This is a genomic window from Streptococcus orisasini (assembly GCF_001431045.1).
GTDB lineage: Bacteria > Bacillota > Bacilli > Lactobacillales > Streptococcaceae > Streptococcus > Streptococcus orisasini.
In genome coordinates this window covers 94841-116092 of sequence record NZ_BCLE01000009.1, presented here as the reverse complement: position 1 = coordinate 116092, position 21252 = coordinate 94841, and the positions used below count along the sequence as shown (strand labels likewise).

General features: G+C 40.7%; 21 protein-coding genes. 15 read left to right on the top strand and 6 right to left on the bottom strand.

Annotated features, from left to right (window positions below):
- Nucleotides 1-152: 152 nt before the first annotated feature.
- Nucleotides 153-1058: a LysR family transcriptional regulator gene (locus SCSH_RS02060; RefSeq protein ID WP_057490236.1), complete on the bottom strand. Its 906-nt coding sequence runs from the start codon at nt 1056-1058 to the stop codon at nt 153-155.
- Nucleotides 1059-1313: 255 nt separating this feature from the next.
- Between SCSH_RS02060 and SCSH_RS02055 the strand changes: the two genes are divergently transcribed.
- From SCSH_RS02055 to fni, 8 genes are all read left to right on the top strand, one after another.
- Nucleotides 1314-2321 carry a uroporphyrinogen decarboxylase family protein gene (locus tag SCSH_RS02055; RefSeq protein ID WP_057490235.1) on the top strand — a complete coding sequence of 336 codons (1008 nt, stop codon included), beginning with the start codon at nt 1314-1316 and terminating at the stop codon, nt 2319-2321.
- Nucleotides 2322-2338: 17 nt separating this feature from the next.
- Nucleotides 2339-3196 (top strand): transporter substrate-binding domain-containing protein, encoded by an 858-nt coding sequence (locus SCSH_RS02050; protein ID WP_057490234.1) that lies wholly within the window; start codon nt 2339-2341, stop codon nt 3194-3196.
- An 8-nt stretch (nt 3197-3204) separates the two neighbouring features.
- A complete protein-coding gene (locus SCSH_RS02045) occupies nt 3205-3897 on the top strand; it encodes an amino acid ABC transporter permease (RefSeq protein ID WP_057490233.1) in 693 nt (230 codons plus the stop codon).
- Between the two features lie 9 nt (nt 3898-3906).
- Nucleotides 3907-4581, top strand: coding sequence for an amino acid ABC transporter permease (locus SCSH_RS02040; protein ID WP_057490232.1), 675 nt, complete (start codon nt 3907-3909; stop codon nt 4579-4581).
- 9 nt (nt 4582-4590) lie between these two features.
- Nucleotides 4591-5355 (top strand): amino acid ABC transporter ATP-binding protein, encoded by a 765-nt coding sequence (locus tag SCSH_RS02035; protein WP_057490231.1) that lies wholly within the window; start codon nt 4591-4593, stop codon nt 5353-5355.
- A 393-nt stretch (nt 5356-5748) separates the two neighbouring features.
- Complete coding sequence (gene mvaD / locus SCSH_RS02030) at nt 5749-6681, top strand: diphosphomevalonate decarboxylase (protein WP_057490262.1); 933 nt, start codon at nt 5749-5751, stop codon at nt 6679-6681.
- A 1-nt stretch (nt 6682) separates the two neighbouring features.
- Nucleotides 6683-7681 (top strand): phosphomevalonate kinase, encoded by a 999-nt coding sequence (locus tag SCSH_RS02025; RefSeq protein ID WP_057490230.1) that lies wholly within the window; start codon nt 6683-6685, stop codon nt 7679-7681.
- 8 nt (nt 7682-7689) lie between these two features.
- A complete protein-coding gene (gene fni / locus SCSH_RS02020; protein WP_057490229.1) occupies nt 7690-8688 on the top strand; it encodes a type 2 isopentenyl-diphosphate Delta-isomerase in 999 nt (332 codons plus the stop codon).
- Between the two features lie 120 nt (nt 8689-8808).
- On the opposite strand, the gene trhA is transcribed toward fni, so the two are convergent.
- From trhA to SCSH_RS02000, 4 genes are all read right to left on the bottom strand, one after another.
- Nucleotides 8809-9465, bottom strand: coding sequence for a PAQR family membrane homeostasis protein TrhA (gene trhA / locus SCSH_RS02015; RefSeq protein WP_057490228.1), 657 nt, complete (start codon nt 9463-9465; stop codon nt 8809-8811).
- Complete coding sequence (locus SCSH_RS02010; protein ID WP_057490227.1) at nt 9443-9904, bottom strand: DUF1836 domain-containing protein; 462 nt, start codon at nt 9902-9904, stop codon at nt 9443-9445. The genes trhA and SCSH_RS02010 overlap by 23 nt, the downstream gene beginning before the upstream one ends.
- Before the next feature lie 177 nt (nt 9905-10081).
- Entirely contained in the window at nt 10082-11365 is a 1284-nt protein-coding gene (locus SCSH_RS02005) for a hydroxymethylglutaryl-CoA reductase, degradative (protein ID WP_057490226.1), read from the bottom strand.
- A complete protein-coding gene (locus SCSH_RS02000) occupies nt 11358-12530 on the bottom strand; it encodes a hydroxymethylglutaryl-CoA synthase (protein ID WP_057490225.1) in 1173 nt (390 codons plus the stop codon). Before SCSH_RS02000 ends, SCSH_RS02005 begins: the two co-directional genes overlap by 8 nt.
- A gap of 210 nt (nt 12531-12740) precedes the next feature.
- Between SCSH_RS02000 and SCSH_RS01995 the strand changes: the two genes are divergently transcribed.
- The 7 genes from SCSH_RS01995 (at nt 12741) to mmuM (ending at nt 19729) form a co-directional block, all read left to right on the top strand.
- Nucleotides 12741-13580, top strand: a complete 840-nt coding sequence (locus tag SCSH_RS01995; RefSeq protein ID WP_057490224.1) for a thymidylate synthase — start codon at nt 12741-12743, stop codon at nt 13578-13580.
- A 119-nt stretch (nt 13581-13699) separates the two neighbouring features.
- Nucleotides 13700-14473, top strand: coding sequence for a nicotinamide riboside transporter PnuC (gene pnuC, locus SCSH_RS01990; protein ID WP_057490223.1), 774 nt, complete (start codon nt 13700-13702; stop codon nt 14471-14473).
- An 83-nt stretch (nt 14474-14556) separates the two neighbouring features.
- Nucleotides 14557-15066, top strand: a complete 510-nt coding sequence (locus SCSH_RS01985) for a dihydrofolate reductase (protein WP_057490222.1) — start codon at nt 14557-14559, stop codon at nt 15064-15066.
- Nucleotides 15067-15284: 218 nt separating this feature from the next.
- Entirely contained in the window at nt 15285-16514 is a 1230-nt protein-coding gene (clpX, locus tag SCSH_RS01980; protein WP_057490221.1) for an ATP-dependent Clp protease ATP-binding subunit ClpX, read from the top strand.
- A gap of 6 nt (nt 16515-16520) precedes the next feature.
- The gene (gene yihA, locus SCSH_RS01975) at nt 16521-17117 is read left to right on the top strand and encodes a ribosome biogenesis GTP-binding protein YihA/YsxC (protein ID WP_193743671.1); all 597 of its coding nucleotides are present in this window, start codon (nt 16521-16523) and stop codon (nt 17115-17117) included.
- 275 nt (nt 17118-17392) lie between these two features.
- Nucleotides 17393-18769 carry an amino acid permease gene (locus SCSH_RS01970; RefSeq protein WP_057490219.1) on the top strand — a complete coding sequence of 459 codons (1377 nt, stop codon included), beginning with the start codon at nt 17393-17395 and terminating at the stop codon, nt 18767-18769.
- 9 nt (nt 18770-18778) lie between these two features.
- The gene (gene mmuM, locus SCSH_RS01965; RefSeq protein ID WP_057490218.1) at nt 18779-19729 is read left to right on the top strand and encodes a homocysteine S-methyltransferase; all 951 of its coding nucleotides are present in this window, start codon (nt 18779-18781) and stop codon (nt 19727-19729) included.
- Nucleotides 19730-19908: 179 nt separating this feature from the next.
- Here mmuM and SCSH_RS01960 read toward each other — a convergent pair whose 3' ends face one another.
- Nucleotides 19909-21174, bottom strand: coding sequence for an aminotransferase-like domain-containing protein (locus SCSH_RS01960; RefSeq protein ID WP_057490217.1), 1266 nt, complete (start codon nt 21172-21174; stop codon nt 19909-19911).
- Between the last annotated feature and the right edge of the window lie 78 nt (nt 21175-21252).

Genomic DNA, 21252 nt, shown 5'->3' with positions numbered 1-21252 from the left:
AGATATTATAAGATTTATCCTTTGATATGGCAAACAATTGAACTGAATTTAGCTAACCGACTATGAGTTTGCTTATAAGACAAACGGCAGATGACTACAAGGCAATCATGTATATGTCATCTTGTTTCTTTATTTTTAAGTTTAAAAAGCTGTCAGCTGTCACTGTTATATTCTTTTAGGCTTTCCTTGACAGCAGTAATGAATTTTTGCATGATGGCAGACTCTTGCTTGCGGTTGTTAGTAACAAAACCGAGGGTATGTTTTTCGCTGTCTTTGAGGGGAATGAGGACAATCTGATCCTTGATGAAACTGTTGACAATTCCCAGGCCTGAAGCATAGGCGTCAGAGCCACAGAGGATATTCATAATGGTGCCACGGTCATTGCTGTAAAAAACAGCTTGGTCTTTAGGAATATCCAAGGTGTCTTCATCAAAGTTAAGCCCAGCTGTTTCCTGTCTGAAGCGTACCTGTTTATAATTCTTGAGCTGAGATTTTTCGATGAGCTTTTGCTTGGCCAAGGGATGGCCTTTTCTTAGGAAGATGCGTGTTGGAAAATCACCAAGCGGAGTAAAGGTAAGATTGTACTGCTTGAAGTAGCGCTCCAAAATATGGCGGTTATCGTCATTGAGATAGAGAATACCTAAGTCGCTTTCAAAATTGAGGACACTTTCAAGAATTTTTTTGGTCGTTGTCTCAATAAGGTGGAAGTGTTGGTAGTCATCTTTAAAACGTTCTGCGATATCAAGCAGCGGAATGGCTAAAAAATCATAGTGGTGGGAACTTAAGGTAAAACTGTTTTTGTAATTGTTTTGATAACGCTGTTTAAGTAAGTCCATTTCTCCTAGGATACGTTTGGCGTATTTAAGAAAGTCATAGCCATCATCTGTCAAACGCGCTCCAGTATTAGAGCGGATAAAGAGCTGGACACCTAGTTCTTCCTCTAATTCTTTGATGGATGAGGAAAGATTGGGCTGGGTAACATAAAGTCTTTTTGCGGCTTCACTGAAAGAGCCTGTCTTGGCGATAGCCTCAACATAGCGGCATTGTTGAAAATTCATACTAATTCCTTCTTCTTGAGCTTTTTTGACATTATAACAAAAGGAACAATATAAAATCTGCAAAAAGCTGATAGAAAAAAGCAAAGAGGTGATACATTTTTCTTATAGCCTGATAACGTTTTTCTTTGCCAGTGTTTATACGCTTTTAAACGGCCATAAATAAAATTTATAGCTTACCATAAAAAAGATAAATTATACAAGGTGTTTGGGAGATGGTAGGATAAAATCATATTTATTTCAAAGGAGGACAGGCTTATGACAGATAGTAAAAAAGAATGGGTTTTAAAAGCATTTAGAGGTGAAGAAGTAGAACAAGTACCAGTTGGCTTTTGGTATCATTTTTTGCCGGAAGAAGAGTTGGGTCGAGGGCTTAACAGCCGCAGTCTGTTTAAGAAAAATCTGGAAGGTCATAGGAAATTTATCCAAGAGGTGGAACCTGATTTTATCAAAATTATGAGTGATGGCTTTTTCACCTATCCTAATCCTTTAATTACTACCGAAGTGACTTCTATTAAGGAATTGGCGGCTATTACCTCTATTGGTAAGGATCATCCTTGGTTTGACCAGCAGGTAGAATTAGTCAAGGCTATTAAAAAGAGCTTTACCGAAGACATTGTTGCTATTTATAATATTTTTGCTCCGGTCACCTATCTTAAGTGGCAGCTAGCTGGCAAGGTAGCAAGTGGAGATACTATCATTGCTGATTTTCTGCAGGAAGATGCCCAAACCTTAAAAAAGGTTTTAGGAGTTATTGCTGATGACATTGCCATTTTAGTTCAAAAAATTATTAAGGAAACTGGGATTGAAGGAATCTATCTTAGTGTGCAGTCTATTCAAGATGATCGTGTTACTTCACAGGATTACAGCAAGTATATTGCTCCCAGTGATTTGACTATTCTTGAAGCAGCCCATAAGGCAGCTGGCTTGAGTGTTCTTCATATCTGTGGTTACGAAGGGGCTAGCAATGATATCAGTCTCTTTAAAGATTATCCAGCTCAGGTCTTTAATTGGGCTGTCGGTCCAGAAGGTATCAGTCTGGCAGAAGGACGTAAACTCTTTGGTGGTAAACCTGTTCTGGGTGGCTTTGTCAATACAAAGGAAGGCTTGCTCTATAAGGGAAGTAAGGAAGAAATTCAACAGACAGTAGCGAAACTTTTAAAAGAAGCTGGCAAAAAAGCAACGATTATTGGTGCAGACTGCACAATTCCAAGCGATATTGCTGCTGAGCGTATTGCCTGGGTTAAAGAAGCGGCAGCTTTATAAAAGAAAGGAATGATTGAATGGCTAAGAAAAAATGGTTTATCACAGGCGGAGTACTGATTATTCTCATTGGCGGAACTATTATCGGTCGTCAGTTGACCGGCAACAATGCTGCAAATGGAAAAGTAAAAACTTTGAAAGTTGCCCATACTCAAAACTACGTACCCTATGATTATGTTAATGACAAAGGTGAAAATACCGGCTATGAAGTAGAGGTTTTAAAAGCTATAGATAAAAAATTGCCGGATTATAAATTTAAATATACCGGGACAAGTGATGAAGATTTACTGATTGGCCTAGAGTCGGGCAAATATGATATCGGTACCAAGGGAGCTTGGTATACGAAAGAACGTGCTCAAAAATTTATTATTCCTAAAGACGCTATTGGAGCTAGTGTCATTGGTTTTACCATCCGTAAGGAAGATAAAGCAAGATTTAAAAACATTAACTCTTTTGCCCAATTAGGTGGCAAGCTGGTTCCTATTTCCCCACAAAATGCCCAGTGGAATGTAATCGAGGATTACAATAAAAATCACAAGGATAAGCCCATTGATCTCAAAGCTGCAGAAAGTTTCACAGTAGCAGACGCCTATGCTTGGGTTCTTGAGAAACGTTACGATGCTTACTTTGACATTAAACTGTCCTTTGAACAGGCTGTTAAGGATAAGGACGGATCCTATCACAAATATGCTGATAAACTGACTTGGATTCCTTACAAGGGGATTGAGACTTATCCTTTGATACACCGTAATCAGTCCAATAAGAAATTTGTAAAAGCATACAACAAGGCAATCAAAGAACTAAAGAAAGACGGAACGTTATCAAAACTGTCTAAGAAATACTTTGGGGAAGATGTCTTTAACTATGTGACAAAATAGGAGATTGTATGGTTTCTTATACACCGTCTTATGTTTTTAAATTTTTGCCAACCATCATAGCTGCCCTGCCTTTGACCTTGTGGGTCATCTTTCTTACTGTCCTTTTAGGAAGTATTCTGGGAGCAGGGCTTGCTTGGGCACAAGTGGGTTCTGATACTGGTCTTGCCGGATTTGCTAAAGCTTATGTTTTTACGCTGAGGTGTACACCGCCTATTGTTTTGCTCTTTCTTGTTTTCTATGGCCTGCCTAAATTTTTAACCTGGTGGCTCCATTTGGATGTTGATGGCTGGTCACGTACCATTTTTGTTGTTGTGACCATGGTCTTGCTTTTTGCAGCCTCTATATCAGAAGTTTTTAAAGCAGCTTATTTAGCAGTTCCTAAAGGGCAGCTGGAAGCAGGACTGAGTATTGGTCTAACGGGATATCAAACCTTTATCCGTATTTTGCTGCCGCAGACCTTTAAAATTGCTCTGCCTAATATGACGACAGCTGTTTTGAATCTAATGAAAGATGCTGCCTTGGCTTATACGATTGGTTTAGTCGATATTATGGGAGCAGGCAATTTGCTAATCAGCCGCAATCTTGGGAATTATTCCTTGGAAACTTATACGGCTGTTGCTCTTATCTATTGGGGTTTGGCTTTAGTATTGACGGCTCTGTCTTATCTGATGGAGCACAGTCTCGATAAGGGAAATGGTTAAGGAGGAGCTATGGATTTTTCGTATATTTTTCATACATTTTTGCTCTCTTTAAAGGGTGTCCCTGTCACTTTGGCTATTATGGCAGTCTCTATCTTGCTGAGTTTTTTCCCAGCCTTATTTTTAGCTTTAGGCAGAATTTATAAGGTCAAAGGAGTCACAGCTTTTTCAGTTGTCTATCTAGCCTTTATCCGAGCAACGCCGCCAATTCTTTTGATTTTATTTTTTTACAGCCTCTTACCTAGCGTTTTAAATACCATTTTAAAATCCAGCGGATTTGATATTTTCAAGCTCAATCCTATTTATTACGCTTTTATTATCTTTAGTCTGATGACTACTGGAAGCTTGTCAGAAATTTTGCGTTCTGCCATCCTAACAGTTGATAAGGGGCAACTAGAAGCAGCCCAGTCCATTGGTCTGACAACTACTCAAAGTTACATCAGGATCGTTTTTCCTCAAGCTTTGCGAAATGCTCTTCCCAATCTGTGCAACCTAGTTATTAATATTGTTAAAGGGACCTCCCTTGTCTTTGTCATGACGGTTAAGGATATCACGGCCATTGCCAAGGTTGAAGCTGCCCATGGCTATCAGTACTTTGAATCTTATCTGGTGATTTTCATCATTTATATTATCATCTGTGGTCTGATTCAATGGGGATTCTCAGCTCTAGAAAAGCAGTTTGTTTAAGGAGAACTTATGTTAGATATAAAAAATTTATCAAAACAATTTGATGGTAAGACAGTTCTGGAAGATGTTAGCCTGACAGTTGGCAAGGGTGATGTCGTGGTTATTCTGGGCCCCAGCGGATCGGGTAAAACAACTTTTCTGCGCTGCCTCAATCATTTAGAGAAGGCTGATCAAGGACAGCTGACCTTGGACGGTCACTCTTATGACCTAGCTTCCTTAAATCGGAAAGAGGTATTGGACATTCGTCAAAAAACAGCTTTTGTTTTTCAGCATTACAATCTTTTTGCCAATAAAACAGCTTTGGAAAATATTCTAGAAGGCCTTGTTATTGCTAGAAAGATTCCAAAGGCTGAAGCAGAAAAAACAGCTTTAGAAGCTTTAGAAAAAGTGGGTTTGTTGAGTCATAAGGACTATTATCCCAAACAGCTCTCTGGCGGTCAGCAACAGCGGATTGGTATTGCGCGTGCTATTGCTGTAAAGCCTGATGTTATCTTCTTTGATGAACCAACATCAGCACTAGATCCTGAATTGATTGGTGATGTTTTAGGTGTAATGAAGCAGCTAGCGCAAGATGGAGTTACCATGGTTGTGGTAACACATGAGATGAGCTTTGCTAGAGATGTGGCCAATCATGTTGTCTTTATGGATGGCGGCCATATCATTGAAGAAGGAGCTCCTAGGGAATTTTTCCTACGTCCTAAGGAGGAGAGAACACGGCGCTTTTTGGCACGTATTTTGTCTGATGACAGTTATTCGGTAAATTATATATTGTGATAGGCTGAGCAAAAATTTGTCCAATATTCCTGTTTTGGAATAAGCTCTTGACCGCAGTGGTTGGGAGTAAGACTTGTTGGCTAGGCCAAGAAGTCTTACCCTTGCACAGTTCATTAGGTGCTTTAGCACCAATGAACCACTGCTGGCTGGTTTTCCTTTTGCCACAAGGCCAAAGCGGAAAACCTAAACAAATGTGATTTCGACGCCCTCTGGTCAAGTCCGCAAAACCGTAAACTTTTATCTAAGACACCAGAATAGAAATTTTTTGATTCATTAACGAAAAAGGTCGGTCATAGTATTTTCCGATCTTTTTTGGGGTCGCTTTTTTCTCATTTTTATATTAAAATAAAAAGGTAATACATTGCAAGATCTTAGGCGAAGGGACGTTTGAAAGTGACTGAAAAATCTGTAAAAGTCAAATCTTATGCTAATATTGCTATTATTAAGTATTGGGGGAAAGCAGACGCTGAAAAGATGATTCCCTCTACCAGCAGTATTTCACTGACACTTGAAAACATGTATACTGAAACCAAACTTTCGCTTTTGCCAGCCGCCGAGGCTGATGAATTTTATATTGACGGTGTTTTGCAAAATGAAGCAGAACATGCCAAGATGAGCAAGATTTTAGATTATTTCCGAAAAGATCAGCCGCTTTTTGTGAAAATTGAAAGCTCTAATAATATGCCGACAGCCGCTGGCCTTTCATCAAGTTCCAGCGGTTTGTCTGCCCTTGTGAAAGCAGCTAACATCCTTTTTGAAGGGCATCTCAGCCAAAGTAAGCTGGCTCAACTGGCAAAATTTGCGTCTGGCTCTTCTTCCCGTTCCTTCTTTGGTCCCGTGGCTGCCTGGGATAAAGATTCTGGTGAGATTTATAAGGTTAAGACAGACTTAAAGCTAGCTATGATTATGCTGATTTTGGATGACCGTAAAAAACCAATTTCCAGTCGAGATGGCATGAAACGCTGTTCAGAAACTTCCAGCAATTTTAAAGATTGGATTGCCCAGTCTGAACAAGATTATGCCAACATGCTGACTTATCTGGAAGCTAATGATTTTGACAAAGTAGGGGAATTGGCCGAGCGCAATGCCCTTGCTATGCATGCAACAACTGAGAGTGCAAAACCATCCTTTTCTTATTTGACCGAAAAGTCTTATCAGGCCATGGAAAGAGTCAGGAATCTTAGGCAGCAGGGAGAAAGGTGCTATTTTACTATGGATGCAGGGCCCAATGTCAAAGTTCTGTGTTTGGAAGAAGATTTAGAGCATTTGGCGGCTTCGCTGGCTGAGGACTATCAGATTATCAAGTCTAAAACGAAGGAACTTTAAGATGGATGATGTTATTCAGGTACAAACCGGTGGCAAACTTTATATCGCCGGTGAATATGCTGTTTTAACGCCCGAACAGTCAGCTATCATCAAGAATATCCCGATTTATATGACAGCCAGCATTAAACCGGCCGATCAGATTTCTATCTGGTCTGATATGTTTGACTATCGCACAGGGATGGCAGCAGATGCTAACTATGCGCTGATTCAGGAAACAATTGCTGTTTGGGCTGCTTTTTGGGGTAAGGATGTGTCTGATTTAAGACCTTTTACTCTAGATATTACCGGTAAAATGGAGCGCAGCGGCATCAAATTCGGTATCGGCTCCAGCGGCAGCGTGACTGTTTTGACCTTGAAAGCTTTAGCGGCTTTTTACCATGTGAAACTATCCAGAGACACGCTCTTTAAATTGGCCTCCTATACCTTGATTAAGCGCGGTGATAATGGTTCCATGGGAGATCTGGCCTGCATTGCTTATGATGATTTGATTTTATTTACTGCCTTTGACCGCAGCCGGGTGCGCACTTGGATTGAAAGTTATGATTTAAAGACTGTTTTGGCGAAGGATTGGGGTTACAGCATTGAAATCATTAAACCAGCTCTTTCTTGTGACTTTCTGGTCGGCTGGACTAAGGAAGCGGCCATTTCGCGTGACATGATTAATTTGGTTACGTCAGCCGTTACAGATGATTTTCTGATGCAGACTCAAAAAGCTGTTCTCCAGCTGAGGTCTGATTTAGAAGCAGGAGAAAAAGTTGCCATCAAAGCAGAAATTGAAAATGTCTCTAATTTGCTTTCTGCTCTTAGCCCTGCCATTTACAGTGATAAGTTAAAGGAACTAAAGGCAGCCAGTCAGGGACTGGATGCTGCTGCCAAATCGTCAGGTTCTGGCGGCGGTGACTGCGGAATCGCTCTGTCCTTTGATGAAAAAGACAGTCAGACCTTAGCAGAACGCTGGCAGACAAGCGGAATCGAATTGCTTTACCAAGAAAAATTATAGGAGAAAACATGGCAAACAGAAAAGATGAGCATATCAAATATGCTTTGAAGTACGAAGCACCATACAACAGCTTTGATGATATGGAGCTTGTTCATCATTCTCTGCCCGATTATGACCTGAGTGAAATTGATTTAAGCACACATTTTGCAGGCCGGAATTTTGAATTTCCTTTTTATATTAATGCCATGACGGGCGGCAGCAGCAAAGCAAAAGCTGTTAACCGCAAACTTGCTCAAGTAGCTGAAGCCACAGGGATTGTCATGGTGACAGGTTCCTACAGCGCAGCACTCAAAAATGAAAATGACACCTCCTATCCTAACCGGCAAGAATTTCCAAACCTGCTTTTGGCTGCTAATATCGGCCTTGATAAACCAGCAGCTGCAGGCCTGCAGACAGTTGAAAGAACAAAACCGCTTTTTCTGCAGGTTCATGTCAATGTTATGCAGGAACTTCTTATGCCGGAAGGAGAGCGCAAGTTTCGTCCTTGGAAATCTCATCTTTCCGCTTATGTTAGAGACATCCCTGTACCGCTTATTCTTAAGGAAGTTGGTTTTGGCATGGATGTTAAAACGATTGAAACAGCAGCAGAACTAGGAATTAAAACCTTTGATATCTCCGGCCGCGGCGGCACCAGTTTTGCTTATATTGAAAATGAGCGTGGCGGCAACCGTTCCTATCTCAATGAATGGGGGCAGACCACCCTTCAAGCATTGCTAAATGCCCATCCTTTGATGAATCAGGTAGAAATTTTAGCCTCGGGTGGTGTCAGACATCCTTTGGATATGGTGAAATGCCTTGTTTTGGGTGCCAGAGCAGTTGGTCTGTCACGGACGGTTTTAGAACTGGTTGAAAGCTATCCAATCGAAAAAGCCATTGACATTGTCAACAGCTGGAAAGAGGATTTGCGGCTGATTATGTGCGCTCTTAATTGCAAGACTGTTAAAGAACTTCAAAAAGTTGATTATATCTTATATGGCCGTTTAAAAGAAGCTCAGCAAAAGCCATGAGCGCTATGCCGCAAACAAATGAAAAAGTGAGAAAAGTCCTTGTATTTAAAGGATTTTTCTCACTTTTTTTATGGATACAGAAATTAAGGCTAACTCTAATTAGCTTTTTAAAAGCAGATCTTACAGCATATAATAAACAATAGCAATGTACTGTAAGGCTGACGCTAAAAGAATAAAGAGATGCCATATCATATGAAAATAAGGCTTTTTCTTGGCATAGAAGAAGGCACCGACTGTGTAAGAAAGTCCGCCGCCCAGCATCAAGAGCCAAAAGGTAAGTCCGGTTTTACTGATGATAGCTGGAATGATAAAGATAACCAGCCAACCCATCAGCAGATAAAGAAAGAGGCTAAATTTATCATTAATCTTTTTGGCAAAAATTTTGTACAAGATACCAAAAATAGTTGTTCCCCACTGCAAAATAATAATAAGGTAACCCAGCCAGCCGCTGACCAGAGACAGAGCTACTGGTGTGTAAGATCCTGCAATGGCGATATAAATCATGCTGTGGTCAATAATGCGCAGGATGTATTTCTGCGGCGAGTCATACTGCATGGAATGGTAGACGGTTGACGATAGGAACATTAAAAAGAGACTGATGACAAAAATAGACATACCGACTGCAGCCTTTATACCATAAGATTGATAGCTATAAATAGCAGTGATAGGCAGCAAAACGAGCATTATAGCAGCACCGACAGCATGGGTAACGCTGTTGGCAACCTCTTCGCCAAAACTTAGCTGTTTACTTAATTTAAGTGTTTGAGTCGGACTCATCTGTGTCACCCCTTTTCAATTCTAAAACAAGCTGATGTGTTTTATGATAGAGTTTCAATGTCTGGCAGGCAGAAACGATAACAGCGGGAATTTTGTCCGTGCTTTCACCGTTCATGCAAGCTGCAAAATAGTTGTAATTTGTTTCTGATTGAGAATTAGCTGTCAGTATTTCCAGTGTCTGGCTGATTTCCTGAATGGCAAAAACATTCTTTAGGCTAGTAATCACAATCAGGCGAGCTACTTGTTTGCGGCTGTATTTTTTCTTGATTGGTTTGTCAATATGGCCGTGTTTGACATAATTGTTAATCATAGCTGCTGTCAGCCCTTTATCATTTTGTGAGGAAGAGCAGCTGGCTACCTGATTGACATACAAGAGAACCTGATCAAGATACAGGTCTAACTCCGGCAGCTCTTTCCATTGAGGATAGGAATAGGTCACGAATTATCACCTTCAGTTCATCTAGTTTTCATAACCAGATTATATAATTATATAAAATTGTTGTCAAGGAAAAAATGCGGCTCTCTAAAAATAAATATAGATCAGAAAAAAGTAGTACAGGAAGCTGACAGCAGTTAATTCCTTATTAAAGAGACAAAACACCTAGATTACTGAGGTCTAGGTGTTTTGATTTCTGATATTTTCTAAAATAATCTGCGCGGTTTCTAAATTCATATGTTTAGCTTTAAGAAGCTGAGAAACAAGAGTTGGAATTTCCTTTTCCTTGGCTCCGGCAAGTAAGGCTAAGGATTTAGCCTGTAGTTTCATGTGTCCTGCCTGAATGCCAGTACTGGTAAGGGCCTTGAGCGCTGCAAAATTTTGTGCCAGTCCCACTGAAGCAATGACAGCCGCCAGTTCACGGGCATTTGGGTTGCCCAACAAGTCATGAGCTGTCCGGACACTGGGATTGAGACCGATGGATCCGCCCTTGGTTGCAACAGGCAGAGGCAGAGTCAGAGAGCCTTTGAGAATTTGCTGTTTCTGATCAAAGGTCCAAGCAGACAAGCCGCGGTACTGGCCATCCTTAGCTGCATAGGTATGACCGCCTGCCTCTATGGCCCGCCAATCATTACCGGTCGCCATCACAACAGCGTCAATGCCATTGAAAATTCCCTTGTTGTGGGTGCTGGCCCGATAGCTATCTATTCTCGCCAAGTTGCTAGCCAGCTCTATCTTATGGGCAAATGTCTGTGCCATTACCTTATCACGGCTGAGAAATCTAAGCTCAACCTGACAATTTGCTGTGACTAGGGATTCTGTTGCGTAATTTGACAGGATTGCCATTAGCTGTTGACCGCCGGATAATTCTTCTAGCAGCGGCATCAGGGCTTCCATCATGGTATTAACCATATTGGCACCCATAGCTTCCTGTGTGTCAACTGTCAGGTAAACAATAAGAAAGTCTTCTTTTATTTCTGCTGTCAAATCGCGCGCACCGCCTCCACGTTTAACGATAGAAGGGTAGGCCTCATTAGCTAGCATTAATAACTGAGTTTTTTGGGCCAGAATGTCTTTTTGGGCTTTCTTGAGATTGGGGACCTGATAAAGTGCCGCTTGACCAATCATCAGCCGGTCATGAATGATTGTTGTAAAGCCGCCTGAACGCTTGATGATTTTGGCAGCGAAGCTGGCCGCCGCAACAACAGAAGGCTCTTCAGTTACAAAGGGCACCTGATAGTCCTTGCCATCAATGAGAAAATCAGGCGCCATGGCAAAAGGCAGAGAATGTGCTCCCACAACATTTTCGGCCATTTGATTGGCTGTTTCCAGCGGCAGTTGGCGGTTATATTTCAAGTTGTCTATATTTTCAGAGCTGAGCAGCTGTTTTTCAGCCAGTAAATTGATTCGCTCCTGCAGGGACTTCTTCGAAAAACCTGTCCAATTTACTTTGTCTTTAGTCATTGATTTTACCATAAATTCGCTGATGTTCTATGATTTTTTTAAGGGCAAAAGGACCTGTTTTATAATTCTCAAAAGAGGCGTTGCCGTTTTCATCCAAATCAGCTTCTTCAAAGAACATCTTTTCATATTCTGCTACCGATAAGGGACTGCGCTGTGCGAGGCTTTTTAAACGATTGCTTGGTAACTGTTCCTTAAAACCTTCAGCCAAGGTTCCCGTAAAGATTTCTGCAACAGCGCCGCTGCCGTAGCTAAAGAGAGCGATGTTATCGCCAGCTTCTAAATGTTTGCTGTTTTCAAGCAGTGAAAGCAGCCCCAAAAAAAGGGAACCTGTATAGATGTTTCCAATTTGCTGGCTGTAAAGAATAGAAGCTTCAAAATTTGCACGCAGTTTTTCCTGTGCGGCGCTTGGCAGCCTTTTGTCCATGATTTTATTGAAACCTTTGAGAGCCAGCTTTGGAAAAGGCAGGTGGAAACAAAAGGCTGCAAAATCAGCTAAAGAAGTGTCAAAGCGTTTCTGGTATTCTGCCCAAGTTGTTTTCAGCATATCCAGATACTGTTTGGTAGAATAGATGCCGTTAACGTAAGGTGTAGTCGAATAATTAGGCCGCCAGAAATCCATAATATCGCGTGTCTGCGCTAGGTTTTCATCATGGAGAATCAAAATGCGAGGATCTTTTTTGACCAGCATGGCCACACAGCCTGCTCCTTGAGTTGACTCACCGGGAGTATTAATACCATATTTGGCAATGTCGCTGGCCAGTACAAGCACTCGCGCCTGAGGGTGCTTTTCGATATGCAGTTTGGCATAATTAAGAGCTGCAGTGGCACTGTAACAAGCTTCTTTCATTTCGATACTGCGGGCAAAAGGCTGAATGCCCAGCAGCTGATGAACATAGACCGCAGCAGCCTTGCTTTGATCAACACTTGATTCGGTTGCGACAATAACCATATCAATCAGCTCTTTGTCTTCATCTGTTAAAATCTCCTCAGCAGCAGAAGCGGCTAAAGTGATAATGTCATCTGTAATAGGAGCAATACTGAGTGCGTCAAGCATGAGTCCCTTGCTGAATTTTTCAGGATCCTCGTTGCGTGCCGCAGCTAAGTCTTTCATTTTCAAGACATATTGGCTGGTCGCAAAACCAATTTTATCAATTCCAATTGTCATAGATCTTCCTTCTTTTCTTTTTTAGTGATACTTTTTGTAAAATGTCATAGTTATTTTACCATAATTTAAAGCAAAATTAACGAATAAACTTTTTAGAATCAAATCAAAAAAAGTCTTGTTATGGCTAATATTCCACTGAAAGACTATTTTCTGCTATAATATTTCATAAAAAGAAATCACACTTGATTTTTTAAAGTAGAGGAGAAAATTATGACCAAGGCAGATCTTATTTTTAAGGAAAATATTAAAAAAATTTTAGACACAGGTGCTTGGAGCGAGCAGGCGCGGCCCAAGTATAAGAATGGCAAAACAGCCAATTCTAAATATATCACAGGTTCCTTTACGGAGTATGATTTAGCAGAGGGTGAATTCCCCATTACTACTTTGCGGCCGATTGCGATTAAGTCAGCCATCAAAGAAGTCTTTTGGATATATCAAGATCAGACCAATGATTTGTCTGTTTTAAATGATAAGTACGGTGTCAAATATTGGAATGACTGGGAAGTCGGACAGACAGGAACTATCGGCGAGCGCTACGGTGCTATTGTTAAAAAGCACGATATCATGACTAAAATTCTCAAGCAGCTCGAAGAAAACCCTTGGAATCGCCGTAATGTCATCAGTCTTTGGGATTATGAGGCTTTTGAAAAAACAGACGGGCTTCTTCCTTGTGCCTTCCAGACCATGTTTGATGTCCGCCGTGTCGGTGAGGATATTTATCTGGATGCTACCCTAACTCAGCGCTCCAATGATATGCTGGTTGCCCACCATATCAACGCCATGCAGTATGTGGCTCTGCAAATGATGATTGCCAAACATTTTGGCTGGAAAGTTGGAAAGTTCTTTTATTTTGTCAACAATCTTCATATCTATGATAATCAGTTTGAACAAGCAGAAGAACTTTTGCGGCGGGAACCTGCTTTGTGTCAGCCTCGCCTAGTGCTGAATGTTCCTAATAAAACCAATTTCTTTGACATAAAGCCTGAAGATTTTGAACTGCTGGATTACAACCCAGTCAAACCGCAGCTGAAATTTGATTTAGCTATTTAAATAGATAGCAGAAGTGAAAGTGGCAAAATAAGTATTTTTAATCCCTGGACATGTGTCTTGACATATGAATGAATAGCTGTATAATAATACCAACTAATTGATTTTAGAGAAGACGAAAAATGGCAAAAACAATTGAAGTTTGGAATAATATTAAATGGCTGTTTAAAGAAGGAAAAAGACTAGGATTTAAAAGACTCTTAGAGCTGCTGTGGGAAGATTTATTTGGCCACCGAACGCTGGCGCAGTGGTTTTATCTTTTAGGGCTCAGTCTGCCGACTCTTTTGTTGGAGTTTATTGGCGGTACGAGGCATATTGCTGGTTTTGCAGCAGCACTTACGGGAATTTTATGTGTTATTTTTGTTGCAGAAGGCCGAATCAGTAATTATTTCATTGGTTTTGTTCATGAAATGCTCTATCTTTATCTGAGTTTTGAGAACATGTACTATGGCGAAGTTTTAACGACCTTATTTTTTACCATCATGCAATTTGTCGGCGCCTATTATTGGCTGGTGGGCCACCGCAAGGGGCAAGAAAAGAAAGTTGAAGTTAGGGATGTTAAATCACGAAAGCTAAGCCCGCTTGGCTGGCTGAAATCATTGGGAATTGCTGTTGCTGTTTGGCTGGTTTTTGGTTTTATTTATAAATCAATTGGTTCACGCCGCCCCTTTTGGGACAGTTCAACAGATGGCACCAACTGGAGCGGTCAATTTCTGCAGACGGGAATGTACAGTGAGCAGTGGTTGTTTTGGATTGCAACCAATATTCTCAGCATTTTTCTCTGGTGGGGAGCAGAACCACATGTTATGCTCATGTATATCATTTATATGATTAACAGTATTGTCGGCTGGATAAAATGGGAACGCGATATTAAAATAGCTGCCAAAAATGTTTAAAAATTTCTAAAATTATTATTAAAAAACTGCATTTGATTTTTTTCAATGCATTTTTTGTTGAAATTTGTTAAAATAAAATGAGTATGAACAACAAACAAGAAAAGAAAATTATCGCTATTTGGGCTGAAGACGAAAATGGTCTGATTGGAGCTGATGGCAGGCTGCCTTGGCATCTTCCCAAAGAACTCAAACATTTTAAAGAAACAACAACAGGGCATGCACTTTTAATGGGGCGTGTCACTTTTGATGGGATGAAGCGCCGCGTTCTTCCCAACCGTGAAACTTTGATTTTGACAAGGGACGAAAATTTTCAGGCAGAAGGCGTTAAGGCTCTTAACAGTCTAAAGGAGGTTCTGGCTTGGTTTGACAGTCAGAATAAAAACCTTTATGTTGTCGGCGGTGCTAGCATTTATAAGGTTTTTGAGAATCATTACGATGAACTTATCAGAACCAAGGTTCATGGGACATTCACAGGTGATACCTATTTTCCGGAACTTGATTGGTCAGATTTTCAAGAGTCGACAAGCACAGATTTTGACAAGGATGATAAAAATCCCTACGCTTTCACTGTCACTGTCTGGGAAAAAAAGTAGCAAGGAGATTTGCCAAAGATTATGCAAAGAAGTGTTTTTGGGGTATTTACTGCCTTTTTGTTCGTGATTTGTATCTTATGCGCAATTCCTGCGTTTAAAAAAAATCGTTATGGTTTAGGGATATTTTTCTTACTGAATGCTTTTACAAATATTGTAAATACCATTCATGCTTTTTATGGGACCCTGTTTTAAAAAGAGATTAGAAATTAGAGGAAAAAATGGCTGGAAATAGAACGAATGATGTCACAGTTCACTGTTCATTCTGTGGCAAAAATCAAGATGAAGTTAAAAAGATTATTGCAGGTAATGGTGTGTTCATCTGTAATGAATGTGTTGAACTGTCTCAAGAAATTATCCGCGAAGAGTTAGCAGAAGAAGTTCTGGCTGATCTCACTGAAGTTCCAAAGCCTAAGGAACTCTTAGAAATTTTGGACAGCTATGTTGTTGGTCAGGACCGTGCCAAACGGGTTTTGGCAGTTGCGGTCTATAATCATTATAAACGGATCAGCTTTACAGAAAGTCAGGAAGATCAGGATGTTGATTTACAAAAATCCAACATTCTCATGATTGGCCCGACAGGTTCTGGAAAGACTTTTTTGGCTCAGACCTTGGCCAAAAGTCTCAATGTTCCCTTTGCTATTGCAGATGCCACTGCCTTAACTGAAGCAGGCTACGTGGGTGAGGATGTTGAAAATATTCTGCTCAAACTAATTCAGGCTGCTGACTATAACGTGGAGCGCGCGGAACGCGGCATTATCTATGTCGATGAAATTGACAAGATTGCTAAAAAAGGTGAAAATGTTTCAATCACCCGCGATGTTTCAGGCGAAGGTGTTCAGCAGGCTCTGCTGAAAATTATCGAAGGAACGGTTGCCAGTGTTCCGCCTCAAGGCGGCCGCAAGCATCCGCAGCAGGAAATGATTCAAATTAATACCAAGAACATTCTCTTTATCGTTGGCGGGGCTTTTGATGGTATTGAAGATATTGTTAAGCAGCGTTTGGGAGAAAAGATCATCGGTTTTGGACAAAACAATAAGAAGATTGATGATAAGGCTTCTTATATGCAGGAAATCATTTCTGAGGATATTCAAAAATTCGGTCTGATTCCTGAATTTATTGGTCGTTTGCCAGTTTTGGCGGCTCTTGAACAGCTGACTGTTGATGATTTAGTTAAGATTTTGACCGAGCCTAAGAATGCCTTGGTTAAGCAGTATAAGACTCTTCTGTCTTACGACGGTGTTGAACTCGAATTTGATCAAGATGCCCTAGAAGCTATTGCCCAAAAGGCGATTGAGCGAAAGACAGGTGCACGGGGACTTCGGTCAATTATTGAAGAAACCATGCTGGACTTGATGTTTGAAATTCCAAGCCAGGAAGATGTCACCTGTGTGCGCATTACTAAAGAAGCTGTTGAAGGAACAGATAAACCCGTTCTTGAAACGGCCTGAGGAAAACTGATGAGTGAAATTTTAAATACCCATAATGCTTCCATTCTTTTAAGTGCGGCAAATAAGTCTCACTATCCGCAGGATGAGCTACCAGAAATTGCTCTTTCTGGACGTTCAAATGTTGGTAAATCAAGTTTTATCAATACGCTTTTGGGACGAAAAAATCTAGCTCGAACCTCCAGCAAACCTGGAAAGACACAGCTGCTAAATTTTTATAATATCGATGATAAGTTGCGCTTTGTGGATGTGCCGGGTTATGGCTATGCCAAGGTTTCCAAGGCTGAGCGTGCCAAATGGGGAAAAATGATTGAAGACTATCTGACCAGCCGTGATAATTTGCGGGCAGTGGTCAGCTTGGTTGATTTTCGCCATGATCCCAGTGCGGACGATGTTCAAATGTACGAGTTTCTCAAATACTATGACATTCCGGTCATTTTGGTTGCTACCAAAGCTGATAAAGTTCCCCGCGGCAAATGGAACAAGCATGAAGCGGCGATAAAAAAGAAACTGAACTTTGATAAGTTTGATCAGTTCATTATCTTTTCATCTGTTGACCGCACCGGTCTGGATGCATCCTGGGATGCTATCTTAGACTGTCTGTAAAAATAAATCCAAAAAGGTAGGAAAAGCGATTTTCGACTAAAGATTGCTTTATCCTGCTTTTTTTGTTGGCTGTCTTGACAAGATTTGCACAATTAACTATCTTTAAAAACGAATAGTCTAGCTGTTATTCAGACAGTAAGATAAATTGCGGGAGGACGAGGACTGTCTAACTTGTTTTTGGCTATAGTTTCTAACTAATAGCATGATAGAAAATAGCTATTATCTAAGATAGGTTAATTGTGTTATGATAATTCTATTAAGGTTTAGGAGGATTCATGGAAAATCATAATTTTGAAAACGAAGGCCAATTCAAGCGAAAAATGACCAGCCGTCACCTTTTTATGCTGTCTTTGGGCGGTGTTATTGGAACAGGGCTGTTCTTGAGTTCCGGCTATACGATTGCACAGGCTGGTCCTCTGGGCGCTGTGATTTCCTATTTGATTGGTGCAGTGGTGGTTTATTTGGTCATGCTGTCGCTGGGAGAGCTGGCGGTTGCTATGCCAGTAACCGGATCTTTTCATACTTATGCAACTAAATTTATCAGTCCGGGGACTGGCTTTACCGTTGCCTGGCTGTACTGGATTTGCTGGACTGTCGCTCTAGGAACAGAGTTTCTGGGAGCAGGCATGCTCATGGGACGGTGGTTTCCTCAGGTGCCGACCTGGGTGTTTGCGACGCTTTTTGCCTTGATTATTTTTGGAATCAATGCCCTCAGCGTCCGATCTTTTGCTGAAGCAGAGTCTTTCTTTTCGAGCATTAAAGTCATTGCAATTCTCGTTTTTATTGTTTTGGGAATTGGTGCCATGATTGGCATCGTTTCCTTCGAGGGCAAGCATGAGGCCATCCTTTTTAAGCATCTGCTAGCTCACGGGGCTGCTCCAAAAGGGATTCCGGCTCTTATCACTGTTATGCTGGCTGTTAACTATGCTTTTAGCGGAACAGAGCTGATTGGTATTGCTGCAGGTGAGACGGATAATCCTAAAGAGGCCGTACCTAAGGCGATTAAGACGACAATTGGACGTTTGGTCATTTTCTTTGTATTGACCATAGTAGTTTTGGCGTCGCTTCTGCCTATGAAAGAAGCCGGTGTTTCAAGTGCTCCCTTTGTTGATGTCTTTGATAAGATGGGAGTTCCTTTTGCTGCTGATATCATGAATTTTGTCATTTTAACGGCTATTTTATCAGCAGGAAATTCTGGGCTCTATGCCTCCAGTCGTATGCTTTGGTCTCTTGCCAACGAGGGTATGATTAGTCAAAAAGTTGTCAAAATTAATGAACACGGAGTACCTATGCGTGCCCTGCTTTTGTCCATGGCAGGAGCAGTTTTGTCTCTTTTTTCAAGCATTTATGCCGCAGATACTGTTTATCTGGCTCTTGTGTCTATTGCCGGTTTTGCAGTAGTGGTAGTGTGGCTGTCTATTCCTATGGCGCAGATCAATTTTCGCAAAGAGTGGTTAAAAAACCACACCGAAGACGAGCTGTCTTACAAGACGCCCTTGACACCGGTTTTACCCTACATTACGATTATATTGCTGCTGATTTCCATCATTGGTATTGCCTGGGACGCCTCACAAAGAGCAGGGCTATACTTTGGTGTACCTTTTATAGCCTTGTGCTATCTTTATTATTACTGGCGCTATAAGAAATTTTAAGGAGGTTTTATGGGACGTTTTAAAACATTGTTAGAACAGGAAGATTATTTGATTTTACACGGTGCCTTAGGAACGGAGCTGGAATTTTTGGGGCACGATGTGTCGGGAAAATTGTGGTCAGCAAAATATCTTTTAGAGGATCCTGATTTGATTCAGTCTGTTCATGAGACCTACTTGCGTTCAGGTTCTGATATTGTGACCACTTCCAGCTATCAGGCTAGTCTACAAGGGCTGTGCGATTATGGACTCAGTCAGGAAGAAGCTGAAAAGACCATCGCTTTGACCGTTGATTTAGCAAAAAGAGCCAGGGAAAAAGTCTGGCAGGAATTGAGCGAAGAAGAAAAGCAAGGACGTCCCTATCCTTTGATTAGCGGCGATGTGGGGCCTTATGCCGCTTACTTGGCCGATGGTTCGGAATATACTGGCGATTATGGTTCAATGGAAAAAGAAGGACTCAAAGATTTTCACAGATCGCGTATTACTGTTTTGCTGGGAAAAGGCAGTGATTTGCTGGCTTTGGAAACAATTCCCAGTTTCTTGGAAGCTCAAGCTCTGACTGAACTGCTGCAGGAAGAATTTCCTGCTGTAGAAGCGTATATGAGTTTTACAGCTCAAAATAATAGCAGCATTTCTGACGGTACAGCAATAGAAGAAGTGGCAGCTTTACTGGATGCGGCACCGCAGATTTTGGCCTTGGGGATTAACTGCAGTTCTCCTACAGTTTATACTGATCTTTTAAAGAAAATAAGTGCTGTTACTGACAAACCTTTGGTAACTTACCCTAATTCAGGAGAAGTTTATGACGGACAGCATCAAACATGGACTCAATCTGCTGACAAATCCCATACGCTTTTAGAAAATACCATTTCTTGGCGGAAACTAGGAGCCAAAATTGTAGGAGGCTGCTGCCGGACGAGACCTAGTGATATCGAAAGTTTAAGCAAGGGGCTAAAAAAGTAATAAAGAATCATGACTCTTCAAAAGACTTATTCTTCATCTGATATGAAGATGTGTCAGCGAAGAGTTTTTAATATTAAAACGATTTTTATACTCTCACACAAAAAAAGCTCTATAAAGTCTGAAACAGAAACTATCTGTTAGCAGAATTATAGAGCCAGTTTCAGAAAAAGATGATTAGCTTACAATTTTAAAAGTTTCATCATATCCTGCCAGTTGCTGTCCTTTTTAAGCTGAAGAAATTGATAAGGACAGTTTTTTATATAATTTTTTTCTAGGAAATCAGGTGTTTTAAGTCTGTGCCTTAAAAGTGAGAGTTGCGTTTTAAGAGGCAGCTGAATAACTAATGAATCTTGAAATAGATGATGAGGGAGCTTGAGCAAGGCAGATGGAATTTCTTTTTTGAGCTCAGCTGTTTTTTGTTCATGAATTTGTCTGAGATGCTTCTTATTTTTGGCAAACATACCATTGTCAATATAAAGCGATAAGGCCTTTTGCATGATGAGATTTGTGTCATAGTCAATCAAACTTTTATAGGCTAGAAAACTTTTCAGTAGTTTTTTAGGAAGGACCAAGCTTCCTAGGCGCAGAGCCGGAAAAAGAGTGGTTGAAAAAGATTTAAGATAAATAATTCTGTCGTTTGTATCTAAATAATGCAGCGAGAGATTGGACGTTTTGTCAAAATCTGCCATATAGTCATCTTCAACGATATAGACATCGTATTTGTGAGCCAGATCTACCAAAGTCTGCTTTTCTTTCAGGCTGTATGATAAGCCTAAGGGATTAGAGAGGCGCGGAATAGTATAGAAAAATTTAATTGTTTTTTGCTGAAAGAGCTTTTCCAGATAATCAAAATCCAGCCCTTCAAAACCGCGATTAATCGTCAAGTAAGGAAGGTTTTGCGACTTTACCAGGGCATTCATGCGATGATAGGTAGGCTGCTCCAGCAGGATAGTTTTCTTCTGATTGGGAAAATTCATCTGTGAGAGAATATAGAGCGCCTGCTGGGTCCCAGAAGTAACAGCGATATTTTCTTTTTTACTGTAAATTGCCTGGTCTAAAAACAAGGTCTGCAGGGATTTGGTTAGCTCTTCCAGCCCTTCTTGCTGGTGGTAATAATTAAACAGATAATTTTCACGGCCAATCAAGGTTTCATTCATACAATTTCTAAAATCTTCAAAAGCGATATTATTATAGGCGCTGAGAGAAAGCTCAGGCAGCGTTTCTTCCTCGTGACTGTCTTCAAAAACATAATAACCGCTTTTAGGAACAGGATAGATATATTTTTGATATTTCAATTCAGATAAAGCTTTTTGGACAGTGTCTTTGCTGCAGTTAAATTCTGAACTCAACTGGCGGATAGAAGGCAGTCTGTCTCCTCGCCTTAGCTCACCTGTCTCGATTTTTTGAACGATAGTTGTTAAAATTTCTTGATACTTACTAGCCATTTTGTCCCCATACAGTTTAAATTTGTTCCTATTGTACCTCATTCTAAAATTTCTTACAATAGTTTTAACTTTTTAAAA

Excerpts from the sequence above, each read along its gene's own strand:
- SCSH_RS02060 (WP_057490236.1), bottom strand. The coding sequence starts at position 1,058 with ATGAATTTTCAACAATGCCGCTATGTTGAGGCTATCGCCAAGACAGGC.
- SCSH_RS02055 (WP_057490235.1), top strand. The coding sequence starts at position 1,314 with ATGACAGATAGTAAAAAAGAATGGGTTTTAAAAGCATTTAGAGGTGAA.
- SCSH_RS02050 (WP_057490234.1), top strand. The coding sequence starts at position 2,339 with ATGGCTAAGAAAAAATGGTTTATCACAGGCGGAGTACTGATTATTCTC.
- SCSH_RS02045 (WP_057490233.1), top strand. The coding sequence starts at position 3,205 with ATGGTTTCTTATACACCGTCTTATGTTTTTAAATTTTTGCCAACCATC.
- SCSH_RS02040 (WP_057490232.1), top strand. The coding sequence starts at position 3,907 with ATGGATTTTTCGTATATTTTTCATACATTTTTGCTCTCTTTAAAGGGT.
- SCSH_RS02035 (WP_057490231.1), top strand. The coding sequence starts at position 4,591 with ATGTTAGATATAAAAAATTTATCAAAACAATTTGATGGTAAGACAGTT.
- SCSH_RS02025 (WP_057490230.1), top strand. The coding sequence starts at position 6,683 with ATGGATGATGTTATTCAGGTACAAACCGGTGGCAAACTTTATATCGCC.
- fni (WP_057490229.1), top strand. The coding sequence starts at position 7,690 with ATGGCAAACAGAAAAGATGAGCATATCAAATATGCTTTGAAGTACGAA.
- trhA (WP_057490228.1), bottom strand. The coding sequence starts at position 9,465 with ATGAGTCCGACTCAAACACTTAAATTAAGTAAACAGCTAAGTTTTGGC.
- SCSH_RS02005 (WP_057490226.1), bottom strand. The coding sequence starts at position 11,365 with ATGACTAAAGACAAAGTAAATTGGACAGGTTTTTCGAAGAAGTCCCTG.
- SCSH_RS02000 (WP_057490225.1), bottom strand. The coding sequence starts at position 12,530 with ATGACAATTGGAATTGATAAAATTGGTTTTGCGACCAGCCAATATGTC.
- SCSH_RS01995 (WP_057490224.1), top strand. The coding sequence starts at position 12,741 with ATGACCAAGGCAGATCTTATTTTTAAGGAAAATATTAAAAAAATTTTA.
- pnuC (WP_057490223.1), top strand. The coding sequence starts at position 13,700 with ATGGCAAAAACAATTGAAGTTTGGAATAATATTAAATGGCTGTTTAAA.
- SCSH_RS01985 (WP_057490222.1), top strand. The coding sequence starts at position 14,557 with ATGAACAACAAACAAGAAAAGAAAATTATCGCTATTTGGGCTGAAGAC.
- clpX (WP_057490221.1), top strand. The coding sequence starts at position 15,285 with ATGGCTGGAAATAGAACGAATGATGTCACAGTTCACTGTTCATTCTGT.
- SCSH_RS01970 (WP_057490219.1), top strand. The coding sequence starts at position 17,393 with ATGGAAAATCATAATTTTGAAAACGAAGGCCAATTCAAGCGAAAAATG.
- mmuM (WP_057490218.1), top strand. The coding sequence starts at position 18,779 with ATGGGACGTTTTAAAACATTGTTAGAACAGGAAGATTATTTGATTTTA.
- SCSH_RS01960 (WP_057490217.1), bottom strand. The coding sequence starts at position 21,174 with ATGGCTAGTAAGTATCAAGAAATTTTAACAACTATCGTTCAAAAAATC.